Source organism: Spirosoma aureum (assembly GCF_011604685.1).
Classification (GTDB): domain Bacteria; phylum Bacteroidota; class Bacteroidia; order Cytophagales; family Spirosomataceae; genus Spirosoma; species Spirosoma aureum.
In genome coordinates this window covers 1,593,290-1,610,059 of sequence record NZ_CP050063.1, presented here as the reverse complement: position 1 = coordinate 1,610,059, position 16,770 = coordinate 1,593,290, and the positions used below count along the sequence as shown (strand labels likewise).

Here is a 16,770-nt window from a genome sequence, read left to right as displayed (position 1 = left end):
AGATTTACAGGGTTTTGTTTGTCTCTTTCCTGAATACGTGAATGAAGCAAAATCAGATTAATTCTGAAATCATTTAAATCCCGGTTCAGACAGGCTAAACGCTTCTGCTGGGTTATCAACCAGAATCTGTTTCCAGTCGTTTTTCGTGAATCCCTGTTTATTCAGGATCGGCATAAGCCGTTTAAACAGGACTGTATAATCCCGGTCAATGGAGCCTCCATCTGGTTTCGCAGGATCATACCAGCCTGCATCGTGCGAAAGGAGCGTCCGATGAAGGAATCTGTTTTCTTTCATCAGCAAGAGTGTTTCGGCATATTTATCAACATTGCTGTCGTCTAAACCATCCAGGCTAACCCAGGCACCTTCCCGAACAAAACGGGCATAATGAACTGTATTGCTGCCCTGCGCATGAACCCACACAAATGCCTCTGGCCGAACACCTTCCTTTTTCAGAATAGCTAACTCCTCAAAAGCGGGAATGTAGGGGCCTGTATGCGAGCAGATGGTCAGACCAGTACGTTTGTGTGTACGGGCGGCCGCTATGACGAGCTTCCGATGAAGTTCCGACAATGATCCAGGATTAACTCCGATTTTGATAAACCCCGGCCGAATATCCGTTCCATCAATGCCCTTCTCAAAATCAGCGACCCAGCGTTCGGCCAGTTGGTCGGCGGTTTCAGTTCGGGCATGAGCCGGTATAAATTTATTATCGGACGCTCCATAATAACCCGTATTCGTCAATATCCGGACACCAGATTGCTGAGACAGTTGCTTTAGTAATAGCGGATCTTTACCAAGGTAGGACGGTGTACAATCCAGAATGGTTTGACAACCCATCTGTTTTAACTCCGTCAGATGAGGTAGCATTTTTGCAACGACCTCGCTTCGATTCCAACGATCCTGACTAATCCTGTCCGCGCCAATAAAGTCTACCAGCACGTGTTCATGAATGAGTGTCAGACCCATGGCCGATGCGGATAACGGTCCCGTTACGGTCTGAATAATCCGTTTGGGTTTGCGAACAAACAATAGGCCAGCCAGTGAGCTTTGCAAAAACGAACGACGGGAGTACATATTCTGACAGCGAAAGACAACCTATACAAGGTCGGTCATTCTGTATGAAGCCATGCGATGGTTAACCATCGCGGCTTCATAGCATAATGACCGACCGAAGATTCTTCACAGCACAAGTCAATCATTGACCTGTTTTACCTATACGCTTTCGCTTCCTGGATTAACGACTTATATTCCCCAACAGCCAACGCTTTTTTATAGTATTGTCTGGCCCGGTTCCGATCGTTGGAGCGAGCGGCAATCCGTGCAATTCCGCTATAGGCAAAGGCATGATATTCCTTCGTATAGGATTCACTGAAGGGTAATTTAAGAGCTGTCTCGTAGAACTGGGCGGCCGCTTTATCATCTTTATCGGCATATTCGGCCAGCATACCCTCGAATGTGTTGACAGCCAGGGGTACGAGCTTATTGGACATTTGCTTCAACCGTTGCACGTAAAGTCGCGCTTCGGTATACCGTCCCGACAGCAACAAAGACTCTGCGTTGATCATACCAAACAACGGGTTATTTGAGTATTTATCAGCCAGGTATTTCGTATAAACAACCGCCCGGACGGGGTTCATCTCATGCTTGAGGTAGATATGAGCCAGGTAGTAATTGGCCACGGGTCGCATAAACATACCTTTTTTGCTGGCAACGTCCATCTGTTTCAGGCCTTGTACCATATCGCCATCCTGAAAGAAAAGCATGAACGGCCGAACAACCGAATGATCCATCGGGTAGCGTTCTATGTAATAATTGTAAAGACCCGATGTGAAATGAAAATCAGGACTCTTATTCACTAAGGCGAAACCCGTCCGTAGAAAACTATACGCTTTTTTCGACTCACCGACAGCTTTAAGGGACTCGCCTTTGTTATTATACAGCGAAGCCAGATAACTGTGGGCCGTCAAGGCAAAAAACACCCCTTCCGGATCATCTTCGTTTTTATCGAGCATCTTTTTAGCCAGCTCCAGCCCCTGATTCGCGGCCTGAACGAATTGCGCCGTAGCCACTTTATTCTCGTGAAGGGGCAAATACTGCAACTCCAGTTCAGTGGCTTTAAGAATCGGGCTGACGGGGTGCTGTGGATACCGGGACTGAATCTGCCGAATTAACCCATCGGCTTCCGAAAACTCGAAATTATAGATATGATCCAGCGTTTTCAGAACAGTTTGTTGCAGGCCTGAGTCAGTTAAGGCCTGAGCCCGCATACATAGCGGCAGGCACAACAGGCTGAGAAAAAAAAGGATATTTTTCAAGATCAATACTATTGTAGTCAAGAACCATCGTTTGATTCTATACAAGCAGGACCGTACTTTTGTTAACGGCGTATTATCTAACGAGGGCTATACGCAAAAGTTTTACCATGATTTATTACGAACAGTTTGTGCTGGACAATGGCCTGCGGGTTTTTGTTCATGAAGATGAATCGACGCCCATAGCGGCTGTTAATATTCTCTATAATGTTGGCTCCCGCGACGAAGATCCGTCACGCACAGGCTTTGCCCACTTGTTCGAGCATCTGATGTTCGGCGGTTCACGGCACATACCGAGCTACGATGAACCGTTGCAGAAGGTTGGGGGCGAAAACAATGCCTTTACCAGCCCCGACATTACCAATTATTACATCACCCTTCCGGCAGCCAATCTGGAAACGGCTTTCTGGCTCGAATCAGATCGAATGCTGAGCCTTTCTTTCGATCCACAGGTACTCGATGTACAACAGAAAGTAGTGATCGAAGAATTTAAGCAGCGGTATTTGAACCAGCCTTATGGCGACGTATGGCTGAAACTGCGGCCGCTCGCGTATCAACAGCACCCCTACCGCTGGGCAACCATTGGCAAAGACATCAGTCATATTGAAAATGCCACACTGGACGATGTAAAAGCATTTTTCTTTAAATATTATCTGCCCAATAACGCGATTCTGGTGGTGGCAGGCAACGTAACCGTTGAGCAGATCAAGCAGTTATGCAAGAAGTGGTTTGAGCCAATTCCGGCGGGAGAGCAGTACATCCGGCAGTTACCGTCTGAGCCGATCCAGGGCGAAGCCCGAAAGCTGGAAACATCGGCAAAAGTCCCCCTAAATGGCTTATATAAAGCCTATCACATGCCCGGTCGTTTTGATCTTGATTTCTACCGTACCGATCTCCTGAGTGATATGCTTGGGCGGAGCAAATCGTCACGGCTCTATCAGAAACTACTCCGCGACAACCCATTATTCAGCAACGTAGGCGCTTATCTTACCTCGTCTATCGATCCTGGCCTTCTGGTCGTTCAGGGAACGTTGAATGCGGGTATCTCTCTCGAAGAAGCTGACGCAGCCGTCGAAGCCGTTATTCAGGAATTTGTTGAGCAGACCGTGCCAGAAGATGAGTTGGCCAAAGTGAAAAATCAGGCTGAAGCAACGCTTGCTTTCGCAGAAGTTGAACTGCTGAATCGGGCCATGAATCTTGCGTTCGCGGCCAATTCGGGCAATCCGGATCTTGTCAATGAGGAAGCCGCTCACATTCAGGCCGTCACCGCCGATGATGTACAGAGCATAGCAGGCAAGGTGCTGCGGAAAGAAAACTGTTCGACGCTGTATTACCGGGCTGCGTAGCATGAAAATACGAGTAGGACAAGGATACGACGTTCACCGCCTGGAAGCAGGACGACCTTTCTGGCTGGGAGGTATTCATATTCCGAGTGCATTTGGACCCGTTGGCCATTCCGACGCCGATGTAGTTTGCCATGTGTTGTGCGATGCGTTGCTGGGTGCCGCTAACATGCGCAACATTGGCTATCATTTTTCCGATAAAGACCCGCGCTGGAAAGGCGTAGACAGCAAGTTACTGCTGGCCGAAGTGCTAAAAATGGTGCGTGGTGCAGGCTACGAAATCTCGAATGTGGATGTGACTGTCGTTTTGCAGGAACCAAAACTCAATCCGCACATCCCGGCCATGAAAGCGTGTCTGTCGGAGGTTATGGCCATTCCAGAAGATGATATTTCAATTAAAGCAACCACCTCCGAACACATTGGGTTTGTGGGCGGGGCGAAGGTATTGCAGCTCATTGTGTGGCGCTTATCTTTAGGGGTTAGTTTGTAAATACAATCTGTCTATGAAGAACCTCCTCTACCTTCCGGCAATCCTGCTGACAGGATTAGTTGCCTGTGGTCAGCCTAAACCTGCCCAACCCGCCGAACCTCTGGGCTTTGAAGAATATGATCCGGTTTCGACGCTAAAAGTGCCGGAACATAAACTAACACGCTCGAAATATCCATTCATCGATGTGCATAACCATCAGTATCAGATGGATAATGCCGATCTGAGCAAGCTTATTGCGCAGATGGATAGCCTGAATATGGGGTTGATGGTTAACCTGAGCGGACGCGGATTTAGTAGCAACGAAACCGAAAGCACTAAATTCTTCGATAATGCAATGGCCAATGTTCAGAAAAGCAACCCGAAACGGCTGGCCCTGTTCACAAACCTTAATTTCGGCGATGTGAACGATAAAGACTGGACAGCGAAGGCTGTAAAAACCCTTGAAGACGACATAAAAAAAGGAGCCCGCGGATTGAAGATCTATAAAAATCTGGGATTCAGCGTCAAAGACGACAAAGGCAAGCGCGTTCGCGTGGATGATCCACGCCTTGACCCCATCTGGGCCAAATGTGGTGAACTGGGCGTTCCGGTATTGATTCATACAGCCGATCCCAAATCGTTCTGGGACCCCATGGACCGCTACAACGAACGCTGGCTCGAACTGAAGCTCCACGCTGGTCGCAAACGCTCTCCGAATGACCCTGTCCCCTGGGAACAACTCATTGCCGAGCAGCACAATGTATTCCGCAAACACCCGAAAACTACGTTCATTGCGGCACACATGGGCTGGTATCCGAATGACCTCAATAAACTCGACAGTTTAATGAAAGTTTTCCCAAACATGAATGTCGAGATTGGGGCTGTTATTGCCGAACTGGGCCGCCAGCCCCGAGCCTCCCGGAAGTTTTTCGAGAAATATCAGGATCGTATTCTATTTGGTAAAGACAGTTGGGTTCCATCAGAATATGCGACTTATTTCCGCGTCCTCGAAACCGACGATGAATATTTCCCTTACCATAAAAAATACCATGCGTTCTGGCGCATGTATGGCATGGGGCTTCCGGATGAAGTTCTGAAAAAGGTGTATTACAAAAATGCCCTGCGCATTATTCCTGGCCTTGATAAGGGGCAGTTTCCGAAGTAATTTTTAAACGCACTGGTCGCCAAGTACGCTGAATGACTTGGCGGCCAGTGCGCTATCCTTTGCGTGTAAGCATGAAAATCACCCAGATTGCCCTCTATCGCTTCGACATTCCGCTGAAAGCACCAATTGCTATTTCACTGGGTACGATTGAAAACGCCCGGAACATACTAGTCGAAATTCAAACCGACGAACATATCACCGGTTGGGGCGAAGGGTCACCTTTCTGGATGATCGTTGGCGAAACGCAGGCATCGGGCCTGGCTGCGGCCGATGACATGGCCCGACTGCTGATTGGTCGTGATCCGCTCGATATAGAAGGTTGTATCAATGCACTGACACGATACCTGCCCGGCCACCCGACTACGCGCTCGGCCTTCGATATGGCTCTGTATGACATTGCTTCCAAAGCCGCCCGGATGCCGCTCTACCAATTTTTAGGCGGATCGAAACGGCCACTCGTCACCGATGAAACGATCTATATCAACACGCCCGAACGGATGGTGGAAGATGCGATGCGGATTCAGGAAAAGGGTGCAGATGCCATCAAGGTAAAGTTGGGCACCACATTACAAGACGATATCAGACGTATCGAAGCCATTCGAAAAGCGATTGGCGATAGTACACCCATCCGCACCGACGCCAATCAGGGATGGGATGTAGTGACTGCTTCAGGTGTGCTCCGTGCTATTGGTAATTGGAATGTACAATACTGCGAGCAACCGATTAAGCGTCATGATATTGCCGGGCTACGCCAAATTCGCCAGCTTTCGACCGTGCCGATCATGGCCGATGAAAGCCTGTTCGATTCGACGGATGCGATCCGGCTGGTACGTGAAGAAGCCGTTGATTACTTCAATATTAAACTCTCCAAAAGCGGAGGCATTTTTGAAGCCCTCAAAATCAACGCCATCGCCGAAGCCGCCGGTATCCCCTGCATGATCGGGTGTATGTCGGAGTCGCGGTTGGCATTAACAGCCAACGCACATTTTGCTGCTGCCCGTCAAAATGTGCGTTTCTGCGATCTGGATGGCTGTTTTGAACACGCCCATGATCCGATCTACGGCGGCATTACCTACAACGGTTATCAGATTACGCTACCCGATACACCCGGAATTGGTGCTGAAGTAGACTCCGCGTTCCTGGCCAAATCGGAGCGAATGACAATTAGTTAAAAATGAAGAGTCAACATTCTTCACTCTTCATGCATAATTCTTCATTAGATGACTATCACCACCGTCCAGTCTGAAGCTGATGTGCAGGGAATTCTGGCTCTGCAACAGGCAAACCTCCGCAAAAATGTACCCATCGAGGTCCAGGTCGAGCAGGGGTTCGTAACGGTCGAGCATGACCCCGCCGTTCTGAGCCGCATGAATCTGGAGGCTCCAAGCATTATTGCCAAAGATGGCGAAAAGGTAGTCGGTTACGCCCTGACGATGCTGCCGGAATTCGGAGCCGATGTTCCGGAATTATTACCTCTTTTCGGATTGATCGACACACTACAATACGATGGTAAACCTCTACGCGACCATGCCTGGTATGTAATGGGGCAGGTTTGTGTGGCAGATGGTTATCGGGGACAACGGGTATTCGACCGGATGTTTCAGCACCACCGCGATGTTTATAGCGACCGATATCAGGTCTTAATAACCGATATTTCGGCTAACAACATCCGCTCCCTTCGCGCTCACGCTCGCGTTGGCTTCGAATCACTACACGAATTCTACGACCCAGCCATTGGCGAAACCTGGGTGATTGTCTTGTGGGACTTCCAGAAGTGAAGTCAATCCAGAAGGTACAGAAATCGGTATCGACTTGTTTTCTAGCCCTTATTTTTCTTGTAAACTAACGGACTTCCTTATAGCGATTTCGCCAAAAAAAATTCGAATCCTGTTCGAACAGGCATTGGAGTAAACACAACGTTCAGGGTACTTTAGTTAATAAAAGATCGCTCGCACACGTTCCAGATAATACAGAAAGGCATTCGTTGAAGAATAACAACGTCAATACATTTAAAACCAAATCGTCATGAATCCGCAAAAAACTGCCGTTGTCCTGATCGAATATCAGAACGATTTTACGTCGCCGGGTGGTAGCCTGCACGATGCCGTTAAGGGTGTAATGGAATCAACCAACATGCTGGCCAACACCCTCGATCTGGTCCAGAAAGCCCGTGAAGCCGGAGCCGTTGTTATTCATTCGCCGATTAGCTTTCAGGAAGGCTATTTTGAGATTACGAAGCATCCATATGGGATTCTGAAAGGTGTGGTCGACAGTCAATCCTTCCGGAAAGGTTCGTGGGGCGTTGACATTATCGACTCGCTGGCCCCACAACCCGGTGATATTGTGCTGGAAGGCAAGCGCGGTCTTGATGCGTTCGCCAGTACCAATCTTGACTTTATTCTTCGGAGTAAAGGCATCGAAACGATTGCGCTGGGTGGTTTTCTTACCAATTGTTGTGTGGAATCGACCATGCGATCTGGTTACGAAAAAGGCTTTGAAGTCGTGACGCTTACCGACTGTACCGCCACACTTAGCGAAGAAGAACAAAAATTTGCCTGCGCCAAAAACTTCCCGATGTTTTCTAAACCCATGACCCACGATCAGTTTTTAGATGAACTGACAGGTGAAGCTGTTCAGGAAGTAGAAACACGGGGCTACTCGGCCTGATTCTGTTTGAAATCCTACATTTCCAGAAAACGCGACTGACGCCGATAGAGCAATTGGCTCCAGTCGCGTTATTTTTAGTAAATTCATGAACTATTCCTGTTCGCCACTCTTAGGTAAGAGCCGCTATTCCAGTCAATGAGTAGGCATACACCCTCAGATTCTTATCAGAGAAGGCGCGTAAAACGTTCTGTTTCTGAACACGGCAGGAAAGAGCAGGAAAGTTCTCTCGTCATTACGTATCATCTTTACAAGTTACTGTCATTTTCCCTGACCGGTGGGCGGTTGATCCGCCTGACATTTTCCTAAACCGTTTTTCTATGAATGCCATTTTGGGAGTTTTTTATCATGCTGTCGGCGGGTTTGCTTCCGGCAGTTTTTATTTGCCCTTCCGTAACGTTAAGCAATGGTCGTGGGAGAGTGCCTGGATTGTCGGCGGGGTGGCATCATGGATCATTGTGCCCTGGGTAATGGGTAGTATAACCGTACATGGGCTTGTTCCGAGTATTACATCGGCCGATAGCAATACGCTCTTCTGGACCTACTTTTTTGGCGTTCTCTGGGGTATTGGCGGATTAACCTTCGGCCTGACGATGCGGTATCTGGGTATCTCTCTGGGTATGGCCGTAGCACTGGGTTATTGTTCGGCGTTTGGCACACTCGTACCCCCCATCTGGGACGGAAAAATAGATATGCTTCTCTACACCAGTACGGGCCATTACACTTTGGGCGGAGTTGCGTTATGCTTAGTGGGCATTGCCGTTTGTGGCTGGGCGGGTGTATTGAAAGAGCGGGAACTTAACCCGGCGCAACAAAAAGCCACCGTTGCTGAATTTAACCTTAAAAAAGGGATTATCGTCGCTACCATTTCGGGCATTCTGAGTGCCTGTTTCGCTTTTGCGCTCACAGCAGGGAAACCGATTGCAAAAATGGCCGTTACGAACGGAACCGACCCGCTCTGGCAAAACAATGCCATTTATCCGGTGCTGATGTTCGGTGGCTTTACGACCAATTTCATCTGGTGTATGATTCTAAACCGCCGAAATCGGTCGTTCGGTGATTATACGGATAGTCAGACACCGCTGCTTCGCAACTACATCTGGGCAATGCTCGCCGGAACGACCTGGTATTTTCAGTTTTTCTTCTACGGCATGGGCGATAACTACCTGCCCGATGGCATTCGGTTTGCGGGCTGGACAATGCACATGGCCTTTATTATTACCTTCAGCACACTCTGGGGATTAGTGCTTTGGGAATGGCGGGGAGCCAGCCGCCGAACCTATAGTGTGGTGTTTGCTGGTTTACTACTGATTGTTCTGTCGACCGTATTAATCGGTCTGGGAACCCAGGCTTAAGGAGCCTGTCGTTGAGTTTATTGACAGAAATAGGCTCGTTTGTGCGCCGTATTTCGTTATTTTCGTAGGTGATTTCATGTAAAAGATGAACGTAGGCTTATTTATTCCCTGTTACGTCGATCAGTTTTATCCGAATGTGGGCATTGCCACACTACGCTTGCTCGAATCACTCGGTGTTAAAGTTGTGTTTCCAATGGAACAGACCTGCTGCGGCCAGCCAATGGCCAACTCTGGCTTCCAGAGCTTATCGGCCGGTTGCGACAAAAATTTTATCCGCAATTTCGCTGATTGCGACGTTGTTGTCGGGCCTTCCGGCAGTTGTGTCCTGCATTTAAAAGAACACCTTCATTCCGACGAACAACCCGCCGAAGCAACCCGGCTACGCAACAATGTTTATGAACTCTGCGAATTTCTGACGGATGTTCTGAAAGTCGAAGAATTGCCCAAAGCGCGTTTCCCGCATCGGGTGGGGTTACATACCAGTTGCCACGGCCAGCGGGGTCTGAAATTGTCGTCAATGTCAGAACTGGTCGCGCCCAAGTTTTCGAAACCCGAACACTTGCTGAATCTGGTGGATGGCCTCGACCTCGTACCACTCTCTCAGCCTGACGAATGCTGTGGCTTCGGTGGCACATTCTGCGTGTTTGAAGAAGCGTTGTCATCCAAGATGGGGAAAGATCGCGTCGCTGATCACCTCCGTCATGGCGCTGAAGTGATTACAGGTGGCGACATGTCGTGCCTGATGCAGTTAGAAGGTGTTTTACGTCGTCAGAAAAGTCCGGTACGCGTGATGCACATTGCCGAAATTCTGACATCAGGGAATTAAATAACAAACGAATGGATACTGCATCTCCCAAACACGCCAAAGCCGCTGAGGCTTTCCTGCGTGACGAGGAAAATACGGACTGGCATAATGAAACACTCTGGTTTGTGCGCAGCAAGCGCGACCGGGCCGCTCAATCGCTGCCTGAGTGGGAGCAATTGCGCGAACAAGCCTCGCAAATAAAGGCGCATACGCTCTCGAAGTTAGACGATTACCTGATCCAGCTGGAAGAAAATGCCCGACAAAACGGCATTATTGTTCACTGGGCAGCCAACGGCGACGAACACAATCAGATCGTGCTGGATATTATGCGGAAGCATAAGGCTACCAAGATCGTCAAGAGTAAGTCCATGCTCACCGAAGAGTGTCATTTGAACCCTTTCCTGATCAAAGAAGGAATTGAGGTTATCGACACGGATTTGGGCGAGCGGATTGTGCAGCTTCGTAATGAGCCGCCGAGCCATATTGTTCTGCCCGCCATTCACCTCAAAAAGAAACACATCGGCGATCTGTTTCACATCCATTTAGGTACTGAAGCCGGAGCAACCGATCCGCAATACCTTACCGAAGCTGCCCGCATTCACCTTCGTCAAAAATTCCTGCTGGCCGACGTAGCCATAACGGGTGTCAATTTCGCCATTGCCGAAACAGGCGGTTTTGTCGTCTGCACCAACGAAGGCAACGCCGATCTGGGTGCCCATCTGGCCAAGGTTCACATTGCCTGCATGGGTATCGAAAAAGTCATTCCGCAGGCCGAACACCTTGGTGTATTCCTGCGACTGCTGGCTCGCTCGGCTACGGGTCAGGCGGTAACGACCTATTCCAGCCATTTCCGGAAACCCGCGCCGGGCCAGGAAATGCATCTGGTGCTGGTCGATAACGGTCGGACACGCCAGTTGGCCAGCCCCGACTTTCGTAACTCACTGAAGTGCATTCGCTGTGGAGCCTGCATGAATACCTGCCCGGTGTATCGGCGTAGTGGCGGACATAGCTACCATACAGCTGTTGCGGGGCCTATCGGTTCCATTCTTGCCCCAAACATCGACATGAAAGAGTATGCTGATTTACCTTTCGCGTCAACGCTCTGCGGCTCATGCACCAACGTTTGCCCCGTTAAGATCGACATCCATCAGCAGTTGTATAAATGGCGGCAGGTATTGGGCGAAGCAGGAGCTGTAGAGTCTACTAAAAAAGTGGGAATGACCGGTATGGATGTTTTATTTAGTCATCCGTGGTTGTATCGGTTTGCCGGTCGGGCAGGACGTTGGTTCATGCAGAAATTTCCGTCGCTGGCCAACAAACCTGGCCTGAATCCGTGGGCCATTCATCGCGATATGCCTAAGCCCCCCGAGCAGAGTTTCCGGGATTGGTATGCTCAACAAAACCAGAAAACAAATGGCTAACCCAACCACCCGAGAAACCATTCTGGCCGCTATTGGCCGGGGTAAACCCGATTTACTGCCCTTACCTGAAACAATTGGTTTTCCACCCAATATTTCGGTGGATAATCTGGTAGACTCGTTCATGAAAATGGTGCAGACCAATGGGGGCCAGGCCATACGGGTACCTTCATTGGTGGAAGCCAGTGCATTCCTGGCCGAAGAGTATGACCTTACGTTACCGATACTAAGTCGCGTTCCAGGCCTTGATATTAGCAATTTTACCCCGCAGGAGGATCTCCGCCTTTTAGATGATCTTCATCTGATTGTCCTGCAAGGCATTGTTGGCGTTGCCGAAAATGCAGCGATCTGGCTCGATGAAACAGCGATCGGTATCCGTGCCATGCCCTTCATCACGCTCAATCTATCGATCGTATTGTCAGAAAAGAACCTCGTTGGCAACATGCACGAAGCTTACCGGCTTATCGACACCAGTACAGGATTCGGAACGTTCATTGCGGGCCCATCCAAAACCGCCGACATTGAACAGTCGCTGGTGATTGGTGCTCATGGCTCCAAAACATTAACCGTATTTTTATTGCCCTGAAAAGGAGAATCGGTTCAGGCCCGGCTTTTGGCTGCATACTTTTATCTAAGAACGTATGCAGCTCAATCGTAGGCTTTTTCTGAAACAATTAGGTTTTGGTGCCGCGGGTATTGGCCTCCTCTCATCGCTTCCCGGCGAGGTATGGGCAAAAGGCACAACCAGGCTTCTCCGCAGTACGCCCGAAGCACAGGGCATATCATCGGCAGGTTTGCTGAATTTTGCCAATGCTGTCGAAACGCAGAAACTAAACGTACATAGTATGATGGTGCTGCGTCATGGCAACGTAGTAGCCGAAGGCTGGTGGGCTCCCTATGCACCTGACCTCAAACACACGCTCTATTCGCTGAGTAAAAGCTTTACATCAACAGCCGTTGGCATGGCCGTTACCGAAAAACGCCTGACGGTCGACGATAAAGTCATCAAGTTTTTCCCGGACGATGTTCCGGCTACGGTCAGCGAGAATCTGGCAGCTATGCGTGTGAAAGACTTGCTCACAATGTCGACCGGTCATGATAAAGAGCCTGCTGTTCGCGCCGAAAAGAACTGGGCGAAAGCATTTCTGGCCCAGCCGGTTGAGCATCAGCCTGGAACATTTTTCCTTTATAACAGCATAGCCACCTACATGCTGTCGGCCATTGTTCAGAAACTTACCGGCCAAACTGTGCTGGCTTATCTGAAGCCTCGCCTTTTCGACCCGCTGGGTATCGAAGGAGCAGACTGGGAAGTCAATCCACAAGGCATTAACACCGGCGGATGGGGATTGAGAGTCAAAACCGAAGACATCGCCAAATTCGGACAGCTTTATCTGCAAAAAGGCGTCTGGAATGGCAAGAAAATACTGCCCGCCAACTGGATTGAGGACGCAACCAAATTCGAAATCCAGTCAAAAGGCGGATCGCGAAAAAAAGAAGAAAATGACTGGCTACAGGGTTATGGTTATCAATTCTGGCGCTGTCGGAATGATGCCTACCGGGGCGATGGTGCCTACGGACAATACTGTATCGTTCTGCCCAAAGTAGATATGGTTGTTGCGATCACAAGCGAAACTGGCGATATGCAGGCCGTTCTGGACAATGTCTGGAACCACATTCTGGGAGCCGTAAAAGATAAAGCACTGCCAGCGGATGCGAAAGCACAGACTGACTTGAAACAGAAGCTAACGTCGTTGGCACTTCCTTTACAGAATGTGCAGTCGACTTCGCCAATCATCGCGCAGATTGACAATAAAACGTTTAACATTGCCGAAAATGCCCTCCATGTCAAAGCGGTCTCACTGAATTTTGGGAAAGACGGCGGCATTTTCAGAATTCAGGACGATAAGGGCGAACACCGCATCAACTGCGGCATGGGTCGCTGGGTCGAGAAAGAAACCGACCTTTCTGCACTGCCGCTAAAATTGACACCAACATTGATTCCGGGCGAAACTCAGACCAAAATTGCTTCCAGCGGCACCTGGACCGACCCCAACACCTTTGTGTTGACTGTGCGGTTTATTGAAACAGCCCACTACGAGACCATAACCTGCAACTTCGACAAAGACACGGTCAAGGTCGAATTCAGGAAAAGCCTGGCTATTCTCAACTCAGCCATAAAAGATGATCGGCCTGTATTGCAGGGGCGGTTGCTGGCTTAAATAAAGTAGGCAGTAAACAGTCAACAGTGGGCAGTATTCAGTTGGCAAAGGCCCATTGTTACTGCCCATTGCCTACTATCGACTGGATCTTGTATGTTTGTAGTCGGATTCCCCGATTTTGTATGTGGAAAAAGATTGCGTTAGGGGTACTATTGATTTTGGTTGTCTTTGGTATATGGCAGCGGGAATTGGTCAGTTATGGATGGATGCAGGCCCGTGGTCAGCTCCGCATTTTATGGAATACAAAGCCTGTTGATGAAGTTCTGGCCGATAGGACTTATCCGGACTCATTAAAACGAAAAATAGAACTTATCCGCGAAATTAAACGTTTTGCAATTGACTCGCTTGGGTTAGATAAGTCAGGTAGCTATGAATCCTTCTATGACCAGTATGGAAACCCAATCCTATGGGTCATTACGGCGGCAGAACCCTACCAACTTGTTGCCCGACAATGGCATTTCCCGATAATTGGCACATTTTCGTATAAAGGTTTTTTCGAAAAAGATCGGGCCGATTCAACAGTTGCCGAATTGAAACGAGAAGGCCTCGATACGCGTATAGGTGAAGTATCGGCCTGGTCGACTTTAGGATTTTTGAATGATCCGATCCTGTCCAGTTTTCTGGACCGACCGGTTGGAAGTCTGGCAGAACTGATTATTCACGAATTGACACACGGGACATTGTTCGTCAAAAACAGTTTAGAATACAACGAGAATCTGGCTGATTTTGTGGGCGAGTACGGCGCATTGCGCTTTCTGGCTCAGAAATATGGCATAAATTCAACGCCCTACCGTGACTATTTGGCCACGAAAGCGTTTTATGAACGGTATGACCAACACATCCTGCGTGGAACCCAAATGCTCGATAGTCTTTACCGAACATTTAACATTACAACGGTTGTTGCGGTTAAAGACTCATTGAAGTGGCAAACCATCCGGCAGATTGTTGTCTCGTCGGATACAATTACCGACGAACGGAGCAAGGGCGCGATACGTTCAATAAAAAAACGACGTTGGGACAAACTAAACCTACCGAATAATGCGTATTTTATTGGTTATCTGACCTATAGAAAGCAGCAAAATCGCTTCCGGCAGGAATTTGAGCATAAATTTGGCGGAGACTTTAAACGGTATCTGACTTTTCTTAAACAAACTTATCCATCTTTATAAACGATGCCCGAAGTGGGCGGTTGTTCCTATGAAGAAGTACTTAATTGGCCTTGGTATCATCTCCATTTTGGGAACTGGTTTTTCGACCCTGAACGCTTACCGGCGTGTGGTCAATACCAGCTTTGGACCGGGCGAACATCTTGAATACCGGGTTCACTACGGGTTTCTGAACGCGGCCGAAGCTATTGTAGACGTTAGTCCAACGGTTTACAAGGTCAATGAACGGCCCTGTTATCGCGTCAATGTAGACGGGCGTACGGTTGGCGCTTTCGATCTCGTAACGCGTATTCGTGATACCTGGCGCTCATACATCGACACCTCGGCCATTCTTCCTCAAAAGTTCTATAGCAACCTTCAGGAAAACAATTATCGCAAAGAGGAAAACATTACGTTTAACCACGAAGCCAACACGGTGAAAGCGGAAGAACGTACCGAACGCGATGTGTTTAAGGTCCCTGATAACGTCCATGATTTCATTAGTGGTTACTATTTCCTGCGAACGTTTGATTTTAGCCGTATCAACAATGGGCAAGTCATTGAGCTGCCCGCTTTCTACGATGATACGGTCTACAACATGAAGGTTCGTTACCGTGGGAAGGATGTTATAAAAACGAAATCTGGCAAAATTAATGTCCTGAAGCTCAACCCTGTTCTACCTCAGAACAAATTATTTAAAGACGAAGAATCGATCCGTATTTTTGTGTCTGATGACGCCAACAAGGTTCCAGTTAAAGTTGAGGTTGATTTGTGGGTTGGCTCGATGGTAATGGACCTGAAACGTAATGTTGGCCTGAAACAGCAACTGAAATATTATTAGAAGCCTGCATTACATTTTTTTTAACGTGACCAGACGACTTAAGCGAACTAACACTCGCTCGAATGCCGTTAGTCGGCTCCATCGAAAGGAATAAAACGACTCTCTGGTCGAGCCGAAGCTCTCATAGAAGCTTGCAATAGATTGCTTCTCCGGGCTTTCGAAATCGAACACGAGCTTCTGACCTGCATAGTCCCGGATGACCTGATCGATCAGTAGCGTCCGGGCATTTTTTTTTCGTCCTGTCTCCGATGCCGCATTAAACAGGTAAATAATTCGATTGCCTTCCCGCACAAACAAGGCCCCCGCTTCAATGCGCCCTTCCTGCATGGCATACCGCAAAATGCCAAATCCTCGCTTTACTAACTCATCCCCAAGATTGGCAAAAATCGTATACGCCCAATCAGCTACACCACCCCGAATGGTATCAGCATGGTTCAGGCGAAACAGCCCAAGTAACGGATTCAAATCGGATGAGTCACTAATGGTCCAGTTGGCGGCTTCGGCCCGACGCAGATTTATCCGGCGATCGGACGAATATTGACGAAACACAGCGTCGTAACCGACTGACAAGTCAAGTACGTGTGTGGTAAGTGTTTGTGCCTCACAGGAAAGTGGTTTCGATACATTCAGGCTTAATGAAGATCCATAGCGAAACCGATTCTGAATCGCTTGTAAAAAAAGAGCGGGATCAAGGGACGTATCCAGGCTAAAAACAGACAGGAACTGGCAGAAAAAGGGCTGATGAACGACCCACGGATGCAATATTCCGGCAACCTGCTTCCGGCGAAGTGGCACAGGCATTACTGCCCGATAATTTCCTCGCTCATCATATACAACTAACCCCATCCAGCACCAGTCGGGAGCTGGCAACACAGCATCCAGATACCACGAATAGCCATAAACGATTCGTTGTGTTGATGCCAGCACACAGGCATCCCAGGCAGCGGCATTCAGTTGCTGCCGAGGCACAAATGTTGGCATTATAGAGTCAGCAGGTTGGCGGGAAGAGAGTTGGCTCATCGATTATACTGCGC

Annotated in this window: 15 protein-coding genes and 1 pseudogene; 13 read left to right on the top strand and 3 right to left on the bottom strand. The window is 48.8% G+C overall.

Annotated elements, in window-relative coordinates; translation table 11 throughout:
* Window positions 1-69 precede the first annotated feature (69 nt).
* A complete protein-coding gene (locus G8759_RS06540) occupies window positions 70-1,074 on the bottom strand; it encodes a phosphotriesterase family protein (protein ID WP_167206332.1) in 1,005 nt (334 codons plus the stop codon).
* Window positions 1,075-1,208: 134 nt separating this feature from the next.
* The gene (locus tag G8759_RS06535; RefSeq protein ID WP_232074152.1) at window positions 1,209-2,315 is read right to left on the bottom strand and encodes a tetratricopeptide repeat protein; all 1,107 of its coding nucleotides are present in this window, start codon (window positions 2,313-2,315) and stop codon (window positions 1,209-1,211) included.
* Between the two features lie 107 nt (window positions 2,316-2,422).
* Here G8759_RS06535 and G8759_RS06530 point away from each other — a divergent pair, with 107 nt between their 5' ends.
* From G8759_RS06530 to G8759_RS06470, 13 genes and pseudogenes are all read left to right on the top strand, one after another.
* On the top strand, window positions 2,423-3,658 hold the full coding sequence (locus G8759_RS06530; RefSeq protein WP_167206330.1) for a M16 family metallopeptidase: 1,236 nt from the start codon (window positions 2,423-2,425) through the stop codon (window positions 3,656-3,658).
* A gap of 1 nt (window position 3,659) precedes the next feature.
* Window positions 3,660-4,138, top strand: a pseudogene (gene ispF / locus G8759_RS06525) (2-C-methyl-D-erythritol 2,4-cyclodiphosphate synthase).
* Between the two features lie 20 nt (window positions 4,139-4,158).
* Window positions 4,159-5,289 carry an amidohydrolase family protein gene (locus G8759_RS06520; protein WP_167206328.1) on the top strand — a complete coding sequence of 377 codons (1,131 nt, stop codon included), beginning with the start codon at window positions 4,159-4,161 and terminating at the stop codon, window positions 5,287-5,289.
* A 71-nt stretch (window positions 5,290-5,360) separates the two neighbouring features.
* Window positions 5,361-6,461 carry a mandelate racemase/muconate lactonizing enzyme family protein gene (locus G8759_RS06515; protein ID WP_167206326.1) on the top strand — a complete coding sequence of 367 codons (1,101 nt, stop codon included), beginning with the start codon at window positions 5,361-5,363 and terminating at the stop codon, window positions 6,459-6,461.
* A gap of 48 nt (window positions 6,462-6,509) precedes the next feature.
* Window positions 6,510-7,067 carry a GNAT family N-acetyltransferase gene (locus G8759_RS06510; RefSeq protein WP_167206324.1) on the top strand — a complete coding sequence of 186 codons (558 nt, stop codon included), beginning with the start codon at window positions 6,510-6,512 and terminating at the stop codon, window positions 7,065-7,067.
* 247 nt (window positions 7,068-7,314) lie between these two features.
* Entirely contained in the window at window positions 7,315-7,956 is a 642-nt protein-coding gene (locus tag G8759_RS06505; RefSeq protein ID WP_167206322.1) for a cysteine hydrolase, read from the top strand.
* 317 nt (window positions 7,957-8,273) lie between these two features.
* Window positions 8,274-9,308, top strand: a complete 1,035-nt coding sequence (gene rhaT, locus G8759_RS06500; protein ID WP_167206320.1) for an L-rhamnose/proton symporter RhaT — start codon at window positions 8,274-8,276, stop codon at window positions 9,306-9,308.
* Window positions 9,309-9,393: 85 nt separating this feature from the next.
* Window positions 9,394-10,134, top strand: a complete 741-nt coding sequence (locus G8759_RS06495) for a (Fe-S)-binding protein (RefSeq protein ID WP_167206318.1) — start codon at window positions 9,394-9,396, stop codon at window positions 10,132-10,134.
* An 11-nt stretch (window positions 10,135-10,145) separates the two neighbouring features.
* Window positions 10,146-11,534 (top strand): lactate utilization protein B, encoded by a 1,389-nt coding sequence (locus G8759_RS06490; RefSeq protein WP_167206316.1) that lies wholly within the window; start codon window positions 10,146-10,148, stop codon window positions 11,532-11,534.
* Complete coding sequence (locus G8759_RS06485; protein ID WP_167206314.1) at window positions 11,527-12,117, top strand: LutC/YkgG family protein; 591 nt, start codon at window positions 11,527-11,529, stop codon at window positions 12,115-12,117. Before G8759_RS06490 ends, G8759_RS06485 begins: the two co-directional genes overlap by 8 nt.
* A 55-nt stretch (window positions 12,118-12,172) precedes the next feature.
* Entirely contained in the window at window positions 12,173-13,750 is a 1,578-nt protein-coding gene (locus G8759_RS06480) for a serine hydrolase domain-containing protein (RefSeq protein ID WP_167206312.1), read from the top strand.
* Between the two features lie 122 nt (window positions 13,751-13,872).
* The gene (locus G8759_RS06475; protein ID WP_167206310.1) at window positions 13,873-14,919 is read left to right on the top strand and encodes an aminopeptidase; all 1,047 of its coding nucleotides are present in this window, start codon (window positions 13,873-13,875) and stop codon (window positions 14,917-14,919) included.
* 28 nt (window positions 14,920-14,947) lie between these two features.
* Entirely contained in the window at window positions 14,948-15,736 is a 789-nt protein-coding gene (locus G8759_RS06470; RefSeq protein ID WP_167206308.1) for a DUF3108 domain-containing protein, read from the top strand.
* A gap of 9 nt (window positions 15,737-15,745) precedes the next feature.
* Here G8759_RS06470 and G8759_RS06465 read toward each other — a convergent pair whose 3' ends face one another.
* Window positions 15,746-16,717: a GNAT family N-acetyltransferase gene (locus tag G8759_RS06465; RefSeq protein ID WP_167206305.1), complete on the bottom strand. Its 972-nt coding sequence runs from the start codon at window positions 16,715-16,717 to the stop codon at window positions 15,746-15,748.
* Window positions 16,718-16,770 lie beyond the last annotated feature (53 nt).